Raw genomic sequence first — 17,424 nt, 5'->3', positions numbered from 1 at the left:
AGGTTGATTAAAAATGAATGAAACGAAAAAGAAAATCTTAGGTTATTCAGAAATCCCCCCAGATGTGCCACGTCTCGAAGCGTTTGATGCGCTATTTGTGGATGATCCGTCGTGTGAGCTCCTTATTCCAACTAAGCTAACCAAGCAGGCTGTATCAAGGGAAGTATTTCGTTCGGGTTTCAGAACACATTTTATTGGCTATTTCGCAAGTAGAGTTAATCAAGCGTTGGTGACTTTTGAAAGTGCACTTGAAAAACACGCCTGCAGATATTTTGAGTCTTACTCTGAAATTCTTTCCTATAAGACTCAGCCTTATCCTGTGAACGTGTATTTTTTTGATAAGTTCAGAACTGTTTATCCGGATTTTGAGTTGACTTTAAAAAGTGGGCACGCACTGATCGATATTCGCTATATCGATAACACTAAATCTCCAAAATTTAAGGCACGTTGCGCGGCATTGAAGCAATACGCAGCGCAGCGTGGATATAGCTATACACTTTTGACAGAGCAGGAGCTCATCACGACCAGAACTGATAATTCAAAACTGTTACTCAGCTTTTGTAAGGGTTCTCCCCATACAAGACTGATTGATGATGTAAAGACTTGGTTAAACAGCTCATTGCCGATGGATTTCAATGAACTAGTGAGATTAACCTCAGCCTACCCTTCAGTGCGAGCAGTGCTGGCGGGCATGATTTTAGATGGCGCCTTATTGATTGATTGGGATCTGCCAATTCAAAGCCAATCCGTCCATTTCGGAAATGACTCATGGCTGGCTTAAGTCTTTCAAAAGGTGAAAGTCTCTCAATAAACGGCAAAACTTATTCATGTGCTGGGAAAGGTCCCGGCGGCAGATATAAGTTGATTCCGCATAAAGGTCGAGTAGACAAATATCTATCAGCAGATGAGTTGTATGACTTATCTCTTCGAAACAAAATTGAACTGCATGAAACCTCAGATTATTACCGGGAAATGCCAAATTTTCAGGTGAATCTCTCTACTATTCCAGAAAATCAACTTGATGAAGTATTGATGCGTCATTTTTATATGACAGAAATGGATGCCTATCGGCGAAATGGAGGCAAACTCTCTGAAAAACCTGTAACTAATTTTGTAATTCAAACTCACAAAAAATATCTAAAAAACTGCCACGAGCTTGATAGAACAGCTATCAAAAACAGCCCCAGCGAAGCTACAGTGAGACGCTGGTATCGCTATTGGCAAAAGTCTGGTGGGAATGTCCTGAGCCTTATTAGATCGCCATCAGGCAACACTCATTCCAAATTGAGTCCAGAGCAATTAGAGCTTCTTGAAGAAATTATTAAGTCAGTTTATTTGAATAAACATCGCCGTTCGGCCAGAAATGTTCATGAGCTCATGGCTGCGAAAATTGATTTAGAAAATAGGCAGCGTAGTGCCAACGGGCAGAAGTTAATCGACACACCGAGTTATAACACGCTATGTCGCCACATTCAAAAACTTGATAAATACGAAGTTTTAACTTCGCGTTTCAGCCATGAATACGCCTACAAAATGACTCGTCACCAGAGAATGTCACCGATCGTCAGTAAACACCTTGAACTTGTCCAGGCAGATCACACACAAGCAGATGTTTATGTCGATCTCGGTTTAGGTGTGCTGGTAAGACCATGGGTAACACTGTTAGTTGATCGTTACAGTGAGGCGATTCTGGGGTTTTGGATTTCTCCATACGCACCAAATGCTGACACGGTCATGAATGCGTTGAAGATGGCTATTAGTCCAAAGATCATGAGTGAAATGGGCGGCAATACAACTTGGCAGTGGCCTATGTTTGGGATCCCTGATGAATTAATCCTAGACAATGGTAAGGACTTTCTTGGTCGAGATCTTGAACAAGCTGCTATCGAATTAGGTATTACTCTTAGCTATTCGCCTCCCCGACAGGCCTTTTATAAAGCTGAAGTTGAGCGAGAGTTTGGTAAAACAAACAAACGTTTATTTTCCAAGTACAACGGTCAGGTATACAAATACGAACCAGAGAAACACGGCTTAGATTATCCTCACTTATCGTTTGATGAATTTAAAGAACTTTTTTTACAGTGGATTGTAACTCTACGGCATATAACGCCTAACAAGGATGGTTATACCCCTAATCAATTATGGGCTAATTCAATACAAAAGAATGGTTTTGCAGGTTCTGGACTTGAAGAGGACTACGTAAAACTATGTTTATCAAAGTCCAGCAGAAAGCGTTTTAGTATTCAACCGGACGGGGTCCACTTCAACTCTCTCACATTCAACAATGAGTGGCTGTCTCGATACAGAAACCAAATCGTGTCTCATTATGATGGTAAAAACCCTACCGTCGAATTCAAGTGGTCTGAATCTGATGTGGGCGTGATTTGGGTTTTTGATGAGCTCAATCACACATTTTTTGAGGTTAAATCTAAAGAAAAGATCGCCCATGGCCGAAGCTTTTTCAATCACAAAGTTGTGCTAAGAGAAAAGAATAACCGCAAGAAAGCCAACCTATCTCGCCATGAATACCATGATGCGGTATTGGCACTTGAAAACAAAATTGATGAATTCACCCAAGCTAAAGGAACAAAGAAACTACCGGCAAAAGCTGCCAGATATATCAAAGGAGGACCAAATAAATCTAAACGAAAAATAAACAAACCAAGTCAACCTGAACTTCCCAGAACGCTCTCTAACCAATCTCATTCGGAAGAAGGTGCAGATGAGTTTCGGACAATGAAAGACGAATTAACAGATGAAATTGAAAATATCCCTGATGAAATTGAATTTTAAGGAAAAATTATGACTGTAAACAATAATGAAAAAATCAAAACGTTAAATGAAGCGATCCTCTCAAGATGTATCCCGCATGGTAATTTTCAGAAAGCTTTTGATCGCGGCATGAGCTTGATGACACTGAAAGATGAAGGGATGCCTGGAAGTGGCATGATTGTTCATGGTAACAGCGGTGTGGGTAAAACAACTTTAACCAAAGCTTTATTGAAGCATGGCACAAAACTTTATGGCGAGGACGCTGTGATAAGAACCCAGTTAACCTCTGGTTCTACTGTGAAAGGCATGTTTTCTGAATTACTGGTAGGGTTTGGAGACCCACTTGCGAGGCGTTCTACAACAAAAGATTTAGAACGAAGGTTAATTGCGACAATTTCAGAGAGAAAGTGTCGTTTGATAATCATTGATGAAATTCAACATTTAATCCCTGGTGGTAACCCCTCCCAAAAAGTCATCGATAACATTCTGAATGCCTTTAAAATACTGGACGAGACGGGCGTTTCATTTGTTTTGTCTGGAATGAGTTCGGTGATGGTTTTGTGGAATGCCGATGAACAAATTCGAAGCCGATTCCAAACTCACTATTATCTTAGTCATTTTCTCTATCCGAAGGACAGATCGTCATGGCGAGCAGTTACCCTCAAATATGTCCAAACAATAGGCCAACATGGGATCCAAGTTGAATGTCCTGATTTTGAAGACAGATGTTATGCGGCCACATCAGGTGCGATGCGCCCTTTGGTTCTCATTCTCACAACGGCGATCAATAATGCGCTTAAGTCAGGAAGTGAGACGATAACTGCTGAGCATCTTCATAGTGCCACAATTAAACAAATTGATAGCCAAGATGGGCTGACTGATGCTTTTGATGTGAGCTTAGAGAAGGTGTTGAACTTCTCTGTAAATTTAGAGACGAAACGAACACTGGCCCCAACAGCCAGAGGCATGGGAGAGATTTTTGGAAAATAAATATCACTTGCCAGTGCAGTGTTTGCTGTTGGAGGGTGAATCACTGCCTGGCCTATTATCACGTGCAACGCATGTAAATTCATACGCCAGCATGTTTTCAATTGCTAATTATTTCGGTATGGAAACAAGCGGAAATGGTTTAACAAAAAATCATATGCGTATGCTGGCAAAAGGTAATGTCAACATAGAGGCACTGGCAAGTTTTACTGGTGAAGAACCTCTTCGAGTAAAACAAGCTGCTCTAACACTTCGAAGTCCGATGCCTGGTACAGTCTCGGACGACTATATCTCATTTAACAGCTGGCGATTTTGCCCATCATGTGTCAGAGAAGGTCGTCCCCATCAAAGAGCTTGGTTGATTTCGTTTGTAACTGCGTGTCCAGAACATCAATGTCAATTAGTGGATAGCTGCCATGCTTGTGGGACGACATACTCAACCGCTCATATGCTATCCAGGTTCTGTTTAGTATGTCATAAGCCAGCAAATAAAATTATTGCTTCAGAACAAGAGTTAGAATGCACAGAAGCACTTATGGACAAAATTGATAATGTGAATGCAATTGAAAAGTTACTTGATCGATTGATGCTTGGATGGCTTTTAACGAGTCCAGATTGTCTTCGTCCACATCATAGACTAAGTCCACAACTCAAATCTGTTTCAGAAATGAGAGACCTAATCGATAGGTTATGGCCATATTGTTCTGACGAACCTACGTTCACTCAGTCTCTTGCAAATTTCCAGAATCAGGTTGTTGCAAAATGGCAATACCTACCAAATCTGCCGAGTGCAATCAAAGAAAGAGCGCTATCTGCTGGGGGGAAATTCAACAATACAGTTCCTGATAATGAAAACCGCACATTCGAACTACCAGTTTCTGTCTGGTGGGCACCTATCAATGAGACAGCGAGGAGTGCTGGCATTTCTGCCTTTGTACTCAAAAAGCTAATCGAGGAAAAATATATAGCATCCAAAGTATTCAACGATACAGGTGATGACAAAAAGCAGCATAAATTTCTAATGGTCAATCTTGATTCGGTTAATGAGCTGATTGGCAAACTTATTCAAAAAGCACAGCCATATAATGGGAAAATTAGCCTAACAAGCATTAAGCACTACCCTATTGAAGAAATTGTTCATGGCGTTCTTTCAGAAAAGTTACCCATCTACTTCAAAGGAAAAAATTTAATCAATCAACTATATGTTCTTAACATAGATACTGAAAAGGCTAAAAGGAAAGAGCTCAGACCTGATGACGCATTAACGGTAAAAGAGGCTGGCGAGGTATTGCACACTTACCATTCTGTAGTAGTTGATTTGATAAATCATGGTTTTTTACTGGAACATGACTCCTCAGGGAGTAGAAGACTTTTGATTAAAAGGGATTCACTAGATCGATTTAAAGATAAATTTATTGTGATCGGGAGTATCGCTGAAGAATTGGGAGAGAATGCGACAAACCTTGCCGAAAAACTTGCTGCTGTCGGTATTACGCCTCAGCCGGATAATACTTTGGTTAAGATTTATCTGAAAAAGAAATTAAAGGATCTCGATATACAAAGGATTAAGTCAATGGCTTCTTATGACACTAAAACAGGAAGAAAACCATCATACAACCAAGAAAATGTTTCCTCCTTAAGGGTTAAAAATTTAATTTTGCTTATTGATAAACATGGAGGAATCACTGATTTCACCAGAAAATTTGGTGGTTCAGAGGGTACCCTGTCAATGATGCTTAGGGAAAGAAAAAGCTTTGGTAATCTTGCAGTAAGGCGTATGGAGAAAAAAGTTGGCCTCCCAGAAGGCTGGTTTGACTCCAGAAATAATGACAGTAGTAAATTCAAATAATAATTTCAAATCGGATTATTCCACTAAAAACCGATTCTGAGGTTTACACATTTGAGTCTCTCTCAATAACAAAAATAGTTCCAGAGCCAAAAAAAATGGGGTATCTGCTTTTAGCTTCATCTCAAAGCGGAAAATTCTAACCTGATCTTATAATCAAGTTATTCCATTAAAACGATTATCTGTCTGTAAAAATTCATACTTAGTAAACAATCTAGACCCTCCTCTACCATTATCCACGGTCACCGGATCCGTTATTTGGGGCCATTCACGGTCAGTTGATCAGTTATTTTTATCGGTACACGGTCACCTGTTGCTTATAAATCAATGGTTAGCAGATGCTATAGTAAAAATGTAACCCATTGATATATATAGATTCCAAGGGTCATTACATCAGTTGCACGACAGATTTTGTCATCACAACCATAAGCTGCAAAGGGTCTTCAACAGGTTTTACCTCCAATAATAGGTAAAACTCTTTATACTGCATATTTTGTATCTTATATGTATTTGAGCAATTATAGCCGGTCAATGAAATTCATCATTGACCGGTTTTTTCATTTAATAAACTTTAAAACAATTGTTTAATCTGATTCATAAGATCTCCTCAGCACTATTGATATTAAGTCACAACTTGAACATAGTTTAAGTTTGTATAACTCAAATTTATTGGAACGGCTAAAGGCTGATTAGTATAGTTACAGATTGTTTTTGATTTTATTGCAGATAGCTATTAACTGGTTAACCTCTGTCTCATTCAAGCCAGTTGCACATAATGCCATTTTGGCAATGGCTTCTCCCTCTCCCGCAAACTCGCGTCCCTTTTGGGTCAAAACCATGGATTTGGTTTTCTCATTATCTGGCACACTTTTTCTCAGAAGGTATCCGGTCGCTTCCAGCTTTTTTAAGATGGGAGACAATGTCGCTTTGCTTAAGCCAACTACGCTGGCAAGCTGTGTGGGGGAAGCACCATCATTTTTCCATAATGCCATCATCACAACAAACTGTGGATAGGTCAGCCGATGCTGTTTTAACAGCTTTCCATACGCTTTGGTGACCTCCCCACTTGTTGAGTACAAAGCAAAGCACACTTGATCTTGTAATAACGGGCCCATTGGTATCCTGTAACCTTAAATTAGGTACTTGACTAACTTAGTTATGGCTATTATTGTTAGCGTACGTACATTTCGTTAACGAACAATAGGATAACTCAAATGAAACCACTTTATTCAATAATCTTGATGACACTGCCATTTTTAATGCCTGTTACTCTGTCTGCCAATGAAATGGCCGCTGATGATAACTATGTTCCTACTTTAATCACGGAAACACCGTATGAAGGCCGTCAGTTAGCCATTAAATTAGTGCGTAAAACGATTGGAACAATTCAAACTGACGCTGCAGCAAAACATCGTGTGAGAGCCAAATATGCTGAAGATCCTGCACTTCTAATAGATGCTGCTGAGCTTGTGGCAATAGAATTCAAAACGATAGCTATTGCCAACGATTATTGGCGTAAATAATAACAATGGTGTCGCAATGCCGTTTAGCCTGGTCGTCCATCGGGTCTGGGGGTGGTTAATACCGGAAAGTAAATGATGGTATACAGGGTATAAGCCGCAGCCCAAGCAAGGATGCTAACCCATAACCATAAAGATAATTGTGCAGGTAACAGCCAAATCAATAATGTTCGAATGAACCCAACGACAATTATCAACATAAATGCCAATGACATTAGACGTTTAGGGGTTAAGGATCTGCCGCTATGACCCAATGATACGCGGGACATCATACTGAGTATCATTGACCCCATTGCGCCAGCTGTTAATGCATGTAAGGCAACACTATAAGGAATATCAAGACCTGCATAATGTGCAGAAAACATCATCAACCCTAATGGAATAAACCAATAACCGATGTGCAAAGACCATAACAATGGTACTCGCAAGGTGATCCAAATCTTCCATCTAAATCCACGAATAAAGACTAATATTGCTGAAATGGCGAACAACACACTCAGAATGCTAGAGGGAAGGAAGGATGTGAGCATAAAAAAATGTAAGGCAAACAATAGCCAAACACTTATAAGAGCGCTTATATCCAACCATAAAATATTGTTAACTTTGGATGTCTGAGTTCCGTTTGCGGTAAACATAGGAATAACCCGGCCACCAATCACTGTCATCAATAAGGTGATAAGTAAAACAGCGCTAAGACTGCCTGTTTGTTGAATATCCGGGCGTTCCACCATCAGCCCTATATACATAAACGCATTACATATCGTGAGTAATAACAACACCGGAATGAAAAAAAGGTTTTTAGTTTGTTTGGCTCGCACGATGGGCTTCGCTAATAAATATGCGCAAACGGGTAAAAAACTTAAATCAATCCCAATTACCAGCCATATCGATAAATCGGCCCCAAAGAGCATGGCAAGCCTTCCCATCAGCCATAACATAACAATGAATATCAGTGTCCTGCCGTGCGGCGCTCGCTGCCCCGTCCAATTCTGGACAGCGGTTAATAAAAATCCGATTACTATCGCTGTGACAAACCCGAAGATCATTTCGTGGCTATGCCAAAACAGTTGGTTGCCAACAAAGTTGAGATTATTAATATGACCGGATATGGTTAAGCCCCACAGCAATATGGCAATCACACTAAAAAACGCCCCAAACAAAAAAAGTGGTCTAAATGCCTGGCGAAATAAGGGCACAATGGCTTTTTCATTTTCCGTTAGTAGGTTTTGTTTCGTCATCATTTAAATCCTTGATTTCAATAATTTTTAACCAAAACGCAAAGGTTTTTCATGTTGCGTTGATTGAGCATATGATGGCACAACGTACCTGCCGAGCCCCATTTTGTGCATTTTTGTAAACTGTCTTGATATCTGACGTAAATGCATAATGTCTTTATGGCATGGTAAAAGATTTGTCTTTAAGAAAGTTTCTTATTAGAGAACTAAAATTATTTACAGATATTTTTTGAAGCTTGTCTTTGTCCATGAATAAACCAATTGTGCGCGGTGGTATCGCAGGCTCAAGATCAATGGCAACAAGTTTTGTGCCTAAATTCATTTCTGTAAATATTGCTGGAAGTATACTAAACGAACTGCCTGCTTCAATTAATTCAAGTATAAACGCAATGCTATTCACTTCGGTTATATTCGAATGTTGAATTTTATTGGTTACAAAATAAGCATCCACTATTGCCCTTGTTTCGAATTCTCTAGGCAGTAAAACGGCTTTAAGTGGATGTTTTTTTCCCATCATAATGTCTTCTGCATAGTGCGCGCTTTGTGATGACAAAACTAACTTCCAATTTTCATCAAAAAGCTTTTCGAACAGTAAATTCTGATAATTTTGTCTCAACAAAAACCCTATTCCAATATCAAGCGTTCCATTTGCTACTCCATGTTCAATTTCAATATTGGGAAGTTCCATAATATTTAAAGATATACCGGAGTGCTGGCGATCAAACTCAGTGACTATCTTCCGGATATACAACGCATTAATTGACTGCAAAACTCCGACTTTTATAGTACCGGAATTACCTTTTTCGATATTGGTAACGGCATTAGTGAGTTCTGCAACCTCGCTCAGAATTTGATTAGCTGCGGAGAGCACAGCTTCACCACTCTCTGAGAGCAGTACCCTTCGACCTACTCTGTTAAACAGCTTTGTACCAAGTTCTTCTTCTAACTGTTTGATCTGATTTGATAAAGCAGGTTGTGTGATACATAACACTTTAGCTGCATTGTGAAAATGCTGTAATTCAGCAACGATTTTAAAATACCTCAAATGGCGTAATTCCATAACCAACTCTTACATAACAAAGATCACAAATAAACAGCAATATGACGTTTAACCGGCTAAATTTGAAGATCGATAAGGATATTCAATTCAACATTTTTAATTGATAACTAAATGTTATCATTATGATAGAAATTTACACTTATTATTTTCTGTTTAGATATGTAAGCATATACCTCATCGGGAAAAACATCCCGTCAGAACTCAGCGTAAGGCTTTGCTTTTATACAGAATAGGTACGAAAGATGAAAAAACTCTCCGGAGTTATCAGCTATGTTATTACCCCTTACAACGCTCTTGGTAACCTTGATGTTGTAAAAATGTCAATTATCATCAATGAATTAATACATGATGGTGCGGATGCAATTGCTATTCTTGGCTGTGCTGGCGAATGTTCATCCCTGACAAATGATGAAAAAAAACTGGCTATTTCCCTGGCTGTTGATTGTGTGAAGTCACGAGTGCCCGTTGTGGTAGGCATTTGTGAGTCGACACCTCAGGAAAGTACTGTTATGGCAGAGTTTGCTCAATCTCAAGGTGCAGATGTTCTCATGATTAGCCCTGCACTGAATTACGCTTCAGATGATGAGTTAATTGAGCATTATCGAGCTATTTCAGAATCATTGATTATACCAATAATGGTCTACAACAATCCTGCAGTAACCGGAACAGACATTTCCATCGAATTACTTTGTAAATTAGTCGAACAAATCCCTTCCATCGTCATGATCAAAGAAAGTAGTAGCAGTGTTGAAAAGGTTGACCATTTAATTAAAGCACTTAATGGCAAAGCCAACGTTCTTTGTGGTTGCAACTTTATCGCTGTAGAAGCTTTATTAGCAGGTGCAGACGGTTGGTGTACTGTATCGCCCAGCTTAATTGGCAATAAAGCAAAATCCATTTATAAACTTGTTAAAAATGGAAACAAAATTGAAGCTATACAGCTATTTGAAAAATATCGGTTGTTGTTTGAATTTATGGTCAATAATGGCTTATCTTCCGTCGTTAAAGCAGGTTTAAATTATTTTGGTCAAGCTGTAGGAGAGCCACGAAAACCTTTAGGAAAACTCAGTGATGATAAAAAAACAGAACTAATAGAATTATTGAATAAATTATAAATCACCATAAGTCGCCCTTTTGGAGTAATCTAATGAAACTTCCATTACAAATCGAAAATACTCAACCTTATAATGTTATTAATGATCAATCTGAAATGGAAATAATTAAAGAAATTACAGCATTACAAGAAAATTTAGCACGTGATTTGCATGATGATTTAAGCCAATACATTACTACTATGACGCTTTATATTTCAGAGATCCTTGCCAGTAAAAAATTAAAATCAGCTTATCATTATGCAAATGAGATGAAATCTGTCAGTAATGACATGAATGATAGTTTGAAAAAATTATTAGCCTCTTTGAGAACCAAAAAAATCGCTTCTAACGATTCACATCATTTAACGAGAGAAGATTATCAAACGTTATTATCTAAATGGGAAGAGCTTAATCCATCAATATCTTTCAATTACCAGCTTGGTTTAATCGCCTGTATTAATGATTCTGTTTTATCTCAATGTTATCAGATAGTGAAAGAAGCTTTAGTAAATATCAGCCGTCATGCAAAGGCAAAACACGTACAAGTAAAAATTGGTAGAAATAATAATACCTTTCAAATTTCGATTTCAGATGATGGATTAGGATTCAATACATCTCAGACTGATAATTTTAAATTTGGGGTAATTGGCATGAAAGAACGAGCCAAAAAAATTAATGCTTTTATCAATATAAGTAGCGCTCCGAATCATGGAACGTCTATTCAGATTAATGTACCTTTGTAAGTAGTTATAATATGAACAAAAAAATCAGTATATTATTAGTTGATGACCATCAAGTTTTACGTAAAGGATTAAAAGAAATACTAAAAAATAAATTGCATATAGAAGAAATCAATGAAGCCGACAATGCCAATCAAGGTTATGAGCTTTACATTAAGTATATGCCAGATATTTTGATTACCGATTTATCGTTATCAGATGTGGGTGGGTTAGAACTAATTAATAAAATACGACGCAGAAATCCACATGCAAAAATTATTGTGTATTCGATGCATGAAGAACATTTTTATGCCGTCCAAGCTTTATCAGCTGGAGCCCTGGGGTATGTGCTTAAATCGTCCCCGCCAGAAAACCTGTTTCAGGCCATTACTCACGCCCTAAACGGCAAACCCTTCATGTGTAGTGAAATCGCCCAGAAAGTTGCTATCCACAGTTTAACGGGGGAATTATCCTCTATGGAAACGCTGACCTCAAGAGAGTTTGAAGTTTTCAGGCTGATTGCAAAAGGATTATCGGTGAATGATATTGCTAACCTTTTAAGTATCAGTCATAAAACTGTAGCTACCTATCAAACGCGTCTTAAACGTAAATTAAATATTCAAAATCCAATCGATTTAGTCAAAATTGCCATGCAACAAGGTGTGTTAAATTAATTTTATAAAAAGATAAAAGCCGAGTATTCTTTCAGCGACAATACTGCTGGTGATTTTGTTTTCAGATCACTAAGTATTTCAGCAACGTACAATAAAAGTACCATTTCAGCAGTAAGTAACAAAGCTTCTATTTATATAAGTAGGAATAGAGCATTTATCTCGTATTACAACCGCTATGTTGATGCTGACTAAGATGAGAAAAATTAACGCAACGTATCCTCTGATTGGTAACCTTCTTGAATGGTGATTTGTGTATTTTTTGGGAATTTTTCCAGAGTCATGCTGTTCTCACCAATCGTAATTTTGAAACTATCATGTGTAACCTCCGAAACCTTGTAGGGAGTAAGATCAAGTAACAGCATATTGCCACGAAGGCGAGTAATGCTGTCATCTGTTTGCGAAACATACGTCATGTCCTCATCATGATAAGTGACCAGTTCAGAAAGTGTTTCCATTCCTTTATCTGTCATGGTGAAGGATAAAGCAAAGGTATATTGGCCTTGCTCACCAATCCAGGTGGTATCTGCGAGCATTGTATAATCGACACCTCGTGTCAGTAAAATACCGTTGCTTTGCAGGTGATCCTTATCTTTAACATTGAGGATCTTTGCAGGTAAATCCTGATCAGATTTCAGTTTAATGAATTGATCGCTACTGTAGTATTCATACTTAACAACCGTAACATCCTCACCCTGATGAATTTTAAGGGTTCCATCCGGCTGAAACGTATAACTGAGATGACCTGCTGGCCCGATAAATCGACCTTGAAATGACTCATAGCCACAGCCTGCGAGTAATAGTGAGAGAGTTAAGGCAATAAGTAATGCTTGTTTCATTAAGTTAGAATTCCTTCGTGGGGACAAATAATGCTGCGGATGAGGATACCTTGAAAACAGTTTGTTTCAAAACCTGAATCATCTGCTTAGGGCTGGTTTATCTCTCCTCCTCCTTCTGTTGTGATTTGAAAAATTGTTAACCAAGGAACAAGAAGATCAAAGAGAAAATGATAAAAAAGATGAATAACGATTTAATTAAAATAAAATACTTTCAAAAGAAGTCTCACCTTATTTATATAAAAACACAGGATTGGTAAATTGGATTTTTGATCTCTTATCCAGGACCTCCTAAGCTTATTTCTTCAGTCTGTGCATATAAATTGATTGCCGATCTGGTTCTATGTAAATATAAAGGGATTATTAAGTTCTGCTTATCTTTAACCTGCACCGATAGCGGTGCAGGTTAAAGATAAGCAGACCCAAGAACATCAGGTTATTATCAATGGTTGTCACGTTTCAGATCTCCATTCTAAACCTGACCTGATGAATCTGAGAAAAAGGAGCTGGGATTGAAAGCACGTTTGCTTTTATGGATGATAGCGACGAGAAACAGCTTTGTTGCACTATTACCGCTCACATTTCTTCGTGTTATTGCCGAACTTATACTGAGTTTTCCCTGGCTTTATTATCAGCAGTCAATGGCTTATTGGCTCGGACCAGATTGGCGTGAACCATTAAGACAAATCATTGATAGTTCATTTACCCTGTTTGGTTTGTTACTGGCCGCTATCGTCTCGGCACAACTTGTTTTTCGTCTTCCAAGCTTAACCAGGCAGCGTCAAATCGCTCCGCCGTTGATGGTGGCGCTCAGCGCTGTTATTAACTATCTGATCATTACCGTTTTACTGCCAAATGTCTCACCAGTTGAATTCAGTGCTGAGATTATTCTTTTAGGTATTATCATCGGTTTACTCTCTGCCGAACTGATGCTTTGGGCAGCAAAACAATCTTATCTTGATTGGTTAAATCTGCCCGTTGACAGTGATACTACTTTTTACCATGCCATGCGCTTGAGTCCTGCGATTATTCTGAATGGGCTTGTCTTTTTTAGCACCGGCATGCTTTTGGCCACCACACCCGAATTGCCTGATGTAACCCGTTGGATTATTACTTGGGCACAATCCGATGGAAATGGCACCTGGATTTTGAGTACCTTTGTGGTACTGGTGAACCAGCTGTTCTGGTTTATTGGGCTTCATGGCAGTGTCTTTTTGCAAGGTGCTGCTGATGGTGCATTATTCGCGACCTCGACCGTTGCCGGATTTGAGTCCAATCTGGCATTACCAACCATGCTCAGTAATTTTGTGCTGATTGGCGGTTCAGGAGCCACATTAGGATTATTAATAGCCATTTTTATCGTCACCCGGCGAGGTTCACAGAATAAAATCGCAAAAATATCGATTATCCCTTCCCTGTTCAATATTAACGACATATTGATCTATGGCCTGCCAATTGTATTCAACCCGTTTTACCTGATCCCGTTTGTGCTTATTCCAGTGCTGCTGATGGTGATCTCTTTGCTGGCATTACAGTTTGGTTTTATCACTATTTATGAGAACGCTATCGTCAGTTGGACAACACCTCCGTTACTGTCTGGCTGGTTACTTACCGAATCATGGCGTGGGGTTGCCTTGCAAATCCTGTTAATCGCACTCAGCAGTGTGTGTTATATCCCCTTTGTCAGGAAAGCCGAAGAAAAGCGTCACCAAAAAGCCATGGAAGCATTTCAACTGACCACTGATACGATCATCAAAGTAGGAAACAGTAAACAAAAAATTGTCACCCGACAGGATAAAGTTGGCATGATTGCCCGGGATCTGGCTGTTGAAATGCAGAATGCCATTAAACAGAATGCCATGACCCTGGTATATCAACCCAAACATGACGGGGATGAGCATATTGTCGGAGTGGAGGCTCTGATCCGCTGGACGCATCCCAGATATGGTTTTATTTCCCCAGTAGTTATCATCACTGTCGCTGAAGATTGTGATGTGATACATCAGCTGGGACGGTGGGTTATCCAGCAAGCCTGCGCCTGTAAAGCACGCTGGAATGAAGCCGGATACAAATCATTAACCATGGCTGTCAATATTTCTCCGATACAGTTAACCGACAAGGAGCTACCCTTTTATATTTCAAAATATATCCAGGACTATGGAATTTCGGCCCAAGAACTCGAATTGGAAATCACAGAATCTTCTGAAATACCGGACACCAACCTGACTGATCTAATCTTGCAACAACTTGTCGATACCGGCGTAAATCTGGCTATGGATGATTTTGGCATGGGCTATTCTTCACTGTTATATATGCGTCGTTTTCAGGTGCATGCGATCAAAATAGATGGCTCTATCACCAGAGATGTCCTGATCAACTCAACCAACGCCGATATCGTCAGAACAATCTGTTCACTGGGACAGGCACAAAATGTACATGTGGTGGCGGAGTATGTTGAAACCAGTGAACAACGTGATGCACTGGCGGAAATGGGCTGTGATATCTTTCAGGGTTATTACCATAGCCAGCCGATAGCAGAAGCGGATTGTCTGAACTACTTTCAGACTCAGCTCGATAAGCCTGTGAAACAATTTGAACTAAATTACAAAACGTAACTAAGATGGATTTTTCACCTCTGTTTTATTCCCTCTTCAGCTTTTGGTCTTTCATACCCATTTTTATCGTTGTTGCCATTTTTAAATCCGCCTGGTTTAAAGGTTTATTCGGTGAATTTATCATCAATCTTTTTGCAAAATGGAAACTGGATAAGGAGGTTTATCATTTAATCAAGAATGTGACGTTACCAACCGAGGATGGAACAACTCAGATCGATCATATCATCGTGTCGGTGTATGGCGTATTTGTGGTGGAAACCAAAAACCTTCGGGGATGGATTTTTGGATCAGACAAGCAGAAAATGTGGACACAGCAAATCTACAAACATAAAAATAAATTTCAAAATCCGCTGCATCAAAATTACAAACACTGCAAAACACTCCAATCACTTTTAAGTCTGGAAGATAATCAGATACATTCAGTGATAGTGTTTATCGGTGAAAGTACGTTTAAAACTGAAATACCGGATAACGTAACATGCGGTATGGATTATATCCGCTACATCTTGTCCAAAACTGATGAAGTGTTAAATCCACTTCAGGTAATGGACATCACCCGTGCCATTGAGGCCGGACGCTTAACCCCTTCTTTTAAAACAAATCGTCAACATGTGCGTCATGTTCAAAGAATCATTACAAACAAAGAAAACCAGCATCTTTGCCCGAAATGTGGCAGTGAAATGATCTTAAGAGAAACAAAAAAAGGCGTTAATGCTGGCAAGCAGTTTTGGGGCTGTTCTGAATTTCCAAAATGCCGCTTGATGCTTCCCGTTAGCCAGGAAATCATTTAGTCATTGAGTCGTTGTACAATGGCAGTTTTATTTTCCAACTAACATTTCAAGGGAGCTTTCATGAAGATTCAAAGCCATTTTGCCGATCTTGATACACCAACCGGTATTATGCGTACTTACATTCACCGCCCGGTTGGCGAAGGCAGCTACCCTGTCATTTTGTTTTATTCCGAAATTTTCCAGCAAACCGGCCCGATTGAACGTGCTGCCAGATTAATGGCCAGCCACGGCTATGTGGTACTGGTCCCTGAAGTATTCCATGAATTGAATCCTATCGGCACGGTATTGAGCTATGACGATGCCGGTCGTGATAAAGGCAATGCCGATAAAGAAAACAAAGATGTGCAGGGCTATGACACTGATAACGAAGCGTTAATCAAGTATGCAAAACAACAATCTTGGTGTAACGGTCAGTTCGGCGCAATGGGTTATTGTATTGGTGGCCATCTGGCATTTCGTGCAGCCCTGCAACCTGAAGTCAAAGGCACTGCCTGTTTTTATGCCACCGATTTACATATCCAGAAAATCCCGAATAAACCGGGGCAACACAGCATGGAACGGCTGGCTGATATCAAAGGTGAGTTGCTGATGATCTGGGGCAAACAGGACAACCATGTTCCATCTGAAGGCCGCACCTTGATATACAGCAAATTGAATGAAACCGATATTCCTTTTACCTGGCATGAATTCAATGCCGAACATGCGTTTATGCGTGATGAAGGTGATGGCGGTCGATATGATGCTCAGACAGCACAGATTGGTTATCAACTGGCGCTAAATTTATTTAGTCGGACGCTGTGTTAAAGTCCGTGTTCCCACGCAGAAGCATGGGAACGAGTTTCAATGACAAAGCAGGCTCCCACGCTCTGCGTGGGAGCCTGTTTGAATCTGATTCCCCGACTTTCTGTGGAAAACACTTAACTGAGCTGTCCATCTAATGAATAATACAGCTAAATCGGTCTATACCCTGTTCAACTGGAATATTCTGATCCTGCCAACCGATGAAGAAATCTTTGTTGGTTTGTGCAATCGACCTGAAACTGTTCCACCGTTTGCGCCACCCGGTGCAGCAGATGATTTAATGCCTTTTATCCTGCAAAACAGTGGCGCCATATCGGAATTCAACGATAAAACTGGCGTGGGATTTGATCGTGATGGCAGTCGTTATGTTGTCTTGGGCAAAGCTTCAGATCCAACCAACATGATCCGTTTTAGTGTCAGGCAGATGATGAAGCCGGATGAGATTCGCTGGAAGTACGAGTTTATTGATTAGGTTTG

Annotated in this window: 16 protein-coding genes; 12 read left to right on the top strand and 4 right to left on the bottom strand. The window is 39.6% G+C overall.

Annotation, left to right across the window (positions count from 1 at the left end; translation table 11 throughout):
• The first annotated feature begins 13 nt into the window (after window positions 1-13).
• The 4 genes from Q7A_RS08770 to Q7A_RS08755 are packed head-to-tail and all read left to right on the top strand — an operon-like array spanning window position 14 to window position 5,608.
• Window positions 14-781 (top strand): hypothetical protein, encoded by a 768-nt coding sequence (locus Q7A_RS08770; RefSeq protein ID WP_014706996.1) that lies wholly within the window; start codon window positions 14-16, stop codon window positions 779-781.
• Window positions 769-2,793 carry an integrase catalytic domain-containing protein gene (locus Q7A_RS08765; protein WP_014706995.1) on the top strand — a complete coding sequence of 675 codons (2,025 nt, stop codon included), beginning with the start codon at window positions 769-771 and terminating at the stop codon, window positions 2,791-2,793. The genes Q7A_RS08770 and Q7A_RS08765 overlap by 13 nt, the downstream gene beginning before the upstream one ends.
• Window positions 2,794-2,802: 9 nt before the next feature.
• Window positions 2,803-3,762 carry a TniB family NTP-binding protein gene (locus tag Q7A_RS08760; RefSeq protein ID WP_014706994.1) on the top strand — a complete coding sequence of 320 codons (960 nt, stop codon included), beginning with the start codon at window positions 2,803-2,805 and terminating at the stop codon, window positions 3,760-3,762.
• The gene (locus Q7A_RS08755) at window positions 3,752-5,608 is read left to right on the top strand and encodes a TniQ family protein (protein WP_089418525.1); all 1,857 of its coding nucleotides are present in this window, start codon (window positions 3,752-3,754) and stop codon (window positions 5,606-5,608) included. Before Q7A_RS08760 ends, Q7A_RS08755 begins: the two co-directional genes overlap by 11 nt.
• 695 nt (window positions 5,609-6,303) lie before the next feature.
• On the opposite strand, the gene Q7A_RS08750 is transcribed toward Q7A_RS08755, so the two are convergent.
• Window positions 6,304-6,720 (bottom strand): MarR family winged helix-turn-helix transcriptional regulator, encoded by a 417-nt coding sequence (locus tag Q7A_RS08750; RefSeq protein ID WP_014706992.1) that lies wholly within the window; start codon window positions 6,718-6,720, stop codon window positions 6,304-6,306.
• A gap of 99 nt (window positions 6,721-6,819) precedes the next feature.
• Between Q7A_RS08750 and Q7A_RS08745 the strand changes: the two genes are divergently transcribed.
• Window positions 6,820-7,128, top strand: a complete 309-nt coding sequence (locus tag Q7A_RS08745; protein WP_014706991.1) for a hexameric tyrosine-coordinated heme protein — start codon at window positions 6,820-6,822, stop codon at window positions 7,126-7,128.
• Window positions 7,129-7,151: 23 nt separating this feature from the next.
• Here the strand turns inward: Q7A_RS08745 and Q7A_RS08740 are convergent, their stop codons facing one another.
• Together Q7A_RS08740 and Q7A_RS08735 are read right to left on the bottom strand one after the other, a co-directional pair.
• Window positions 7,152-8,366, bottom strand: coding sequence for an NnrS family protein (locus Q7A_RS08740; protein ID WP_238595894.1), 1,215 nt, complete (start codon window positions 8,364-8,366; stop codon window positions 7,152-7,154).
• Window positions 8,367-8,517: 151 nt separating this feature from the next.
• Window positions 8,518-9,420 (bottom strand): LysR substrate-binding domain-containing protein, encoded by a 903-nt coding sequence (locus Q7A_RS08735; protein ID WP_014706989.1) that lies wholly within the window; start codon window positions 9,418-9,420, stop codon window positions 8,518-8,520.
• Window positions 9,421-9,662: 242 nt separating this feature from the next.
• Between Q7A_RS08735 and Q7A_RS08730 the strand changes: the two genes are divergently transcribed.
• Genes Q7A_RS08730 through Q7A_RS08720 form a run of 3 tightly spaced genes read left to right on the top strand, consistent with a single transcriptional unit; the run spans window position 9,663 to window position 11,907 of the window.
• Window positions 9,663-10,535 carry a dihydrodipicolinate synthase family protein gene (locus Q7A_RS08730; RefSeq protein WP_089418524.1) on the top strand — a complete coding sequence of 291 codons (873 nt, stop codon included), beginning with the start codon at window positions 9,663-9,665 and terminating at the stop codon, window positions 10,533-10,535.
• Between the two features lie 32 nt (window positions 10,536-10,567).
• Window positions 10,568-11,257: a sensor histidine kinase gene (locus Q7A_RS08725; RefSeq protein ID WP_014706987.1), complete on the top strand. Its 690-nt coding sequence runs from the start codon at window positions 10,568-10,570 to the stop codon at window positions 11,255-11,257.
• Between the two features lie 11 nt (window positions 11,258-11,268).
• Window positions 11,269-11,907 carry a response regulator gene (locus Q7A_RS08720; protein WP_014706986.1) on the top strand — a complete coding sequence of 213 codons (639 nt, stop codon included), beginning with the start codon at window positions 11,269-11,271 and terminating at the stop codon, window positions 11,905-11,907.
• A gap of 203 nt (window positions 11,908-12,110) precedes the next feature.
• Here Q7A_RS08720 and Q7A_RS08715 read toward each other — a convergent pair whose 3' ends face one another.
• A complete protein-coding gene (locus tag Q7A_RS08715; RefSeq protein WP_014706984.1) occupies window positions 12,111-12,743 on the bottom strand; it encodes a hypothetical protein in 633 nt (210 codons plus the stop codon).
• A 509-nt stretch (window positions 12,744-13,252) separates the two neighbouring features.
• Between Q7A_RS08715 and Q7A_RS08710 the strand changes: the two genes are divergently transcribed.
• The 4 genes from Q7A_RS08710 (at window position 13,253) to Q7A_RS08695 (ending at window position 17,419) form a co-directional block, all read left to right on the top strand.
• A complete protein-coding gene (locus Q7A_RS08710) occupies window positions 13,253-15,355 on the top strand; it encodes an EAL domain-containing protein (RefSeq protein ID WP_014706983.1) in 2,103 nt (700 codons plus the stop codon).
• Window positions 15,356-15,360: 5 nt separating this feature from the next.
• On the top strand, window positions 15,361-16,146 hold the full coding sequence (locus tag Q7A_RS08705; protein ID WP_014706982.1) for a nuclease-related domain-containing protein: 786 nt from the start codon (window positions 15,361-15,363) through the stop codon (window positions 16,144-16,146).
• A gap of 60 nt (window positions 16,147-16,206) precedes the next feature.
• Window positions 16,207-16,950, top strand: a complete 744-nt coding sequence (locus Q7A_RS08700) for a dienelactone hydrolase family protein (protein WP_014706981.1) — start codon at window positions 16,207-16,209, stop codon at window positions 16,948-16,950.
• 133 nt (window positions 16,951-17,083) lie between these two features.
• Window positions 17,084-17,419 carry a hypothetical protein gene (locus Q7A_RS08695; RefSeq protein WP_014706980.1) on the top strand — a complete coding sequence of 112 codons (336 nt, stop codon included), beginning with the start codon at window positions 17,084-17,086 and terminating at the stop codon, window positions 17,417-17,419.
• Window positions 17,420-17,424: the final 5 nt, after the last annotated feature.

Source organism: Methylophaga nitratireducenticrescens, assembly GCF_000260985.4.
Lineage (GTDB): Bacteria > Pseudomonadota > Gammaproteobacteria > Nitrosococcales > Methylophagaceae > Methylophaga > Methylophaga nitratireducenticrescens.
This window is presented reverse-complemented; position numbering and strand designations above follow the sequence as displayed.

Coding starts and splice junctions, on each gene's coding strand:
- Q7A_RS08770 (WP_014706996.1), top strand. CDS start 14: ATGAATGAAACGAAAAAGAAAATCTTAGGTTATTCAGAAATCCCCCCA.
- Q7A_RS08765 (WP_014706995.1), top strand. CDS start 769: ATGGCTGGCTTAAGTCTTTCAAAAGGTGAAAGTCTCTCAATAAACGGC.
- Q7A_RS08760 (WP_014706994.1), top strand. CDS start 2,803: ATGACTGTAAACAATAATGAAAAAATCAAAACGTTAAATGAAGCGATC.
- Q7A_RS08750 (WP_014706992.1), bottom strand. CDS start 6,720: ATGGGCCCGTTATTACAAGATCAAGTGTGCTTTGCTTTGTACTCAACA.
- Q7A_RS08745 (WP_014706991.1), top strand. CDS start 6,820: ATGAAACCACTTTATTCAATAATCTTGATGACACTGCCATTTTTAATG.
- Q7A_RS08740 (WP_238595894.1), bottom strand. CDS start 8,366: ATGATGACGAAACAAAACCTACTAACGGAAAATGAAAAAGCCATTGTG.
- Q7A_RS08735 (WP_014706989.1), bottom strand. CDS start 9,420: ATGGAATTACGCCATTTGAGGTATTTTAAAATCGTTGCTGAATTACAG.
- Q7A_RS08730 (WP_089418524.1), top strand. CDS start 9,663: ATGAAAAAACTCTCCGGAGTTATCAGCTATGTTATTACCCCTTACAAC.
- Q7A_RS08725 (WP_014706987.1), top strand. CDS start 10,568: ATGAAACTTCCATTACAAATCGAAAATACTCAACCTTATAATGTTATT.
- Q7A_RS08720 (WP_014706986.1), top strand. CDS start 11,269: ATGAACAAAAAAATCAGTATATTATTAGTTGATGACCATCAAGTTTTA.
- Q7A_RS08715 (WP_014706984.1), bottom strand. CDS start 12,743: ATGAAACAAGCATTACTTATTGCCTTAACTCTCTCACTATTACTCGCA.
- Q7A_RS08705 (WP_014706982.1), top strand. CDS start 15,361: ATGGATTTTTCACCTCTGTTTTATTCCCTCTTCAGCTTTTGGTCTTTC.
- Q7A_RS08700 (WP_014706981.1), top strand. CDS start 16,207: ATGAAGATTCAAAGCCATTTTGCCGATCTTGATACACCAACCGGTATT.
- Q7A_RS08695 (WP_014706980.1), top strand. CDS start 17,084: ATGAATAATACAGCTAAATCGGTCTATACCCTGTTCAACTGGAATATT.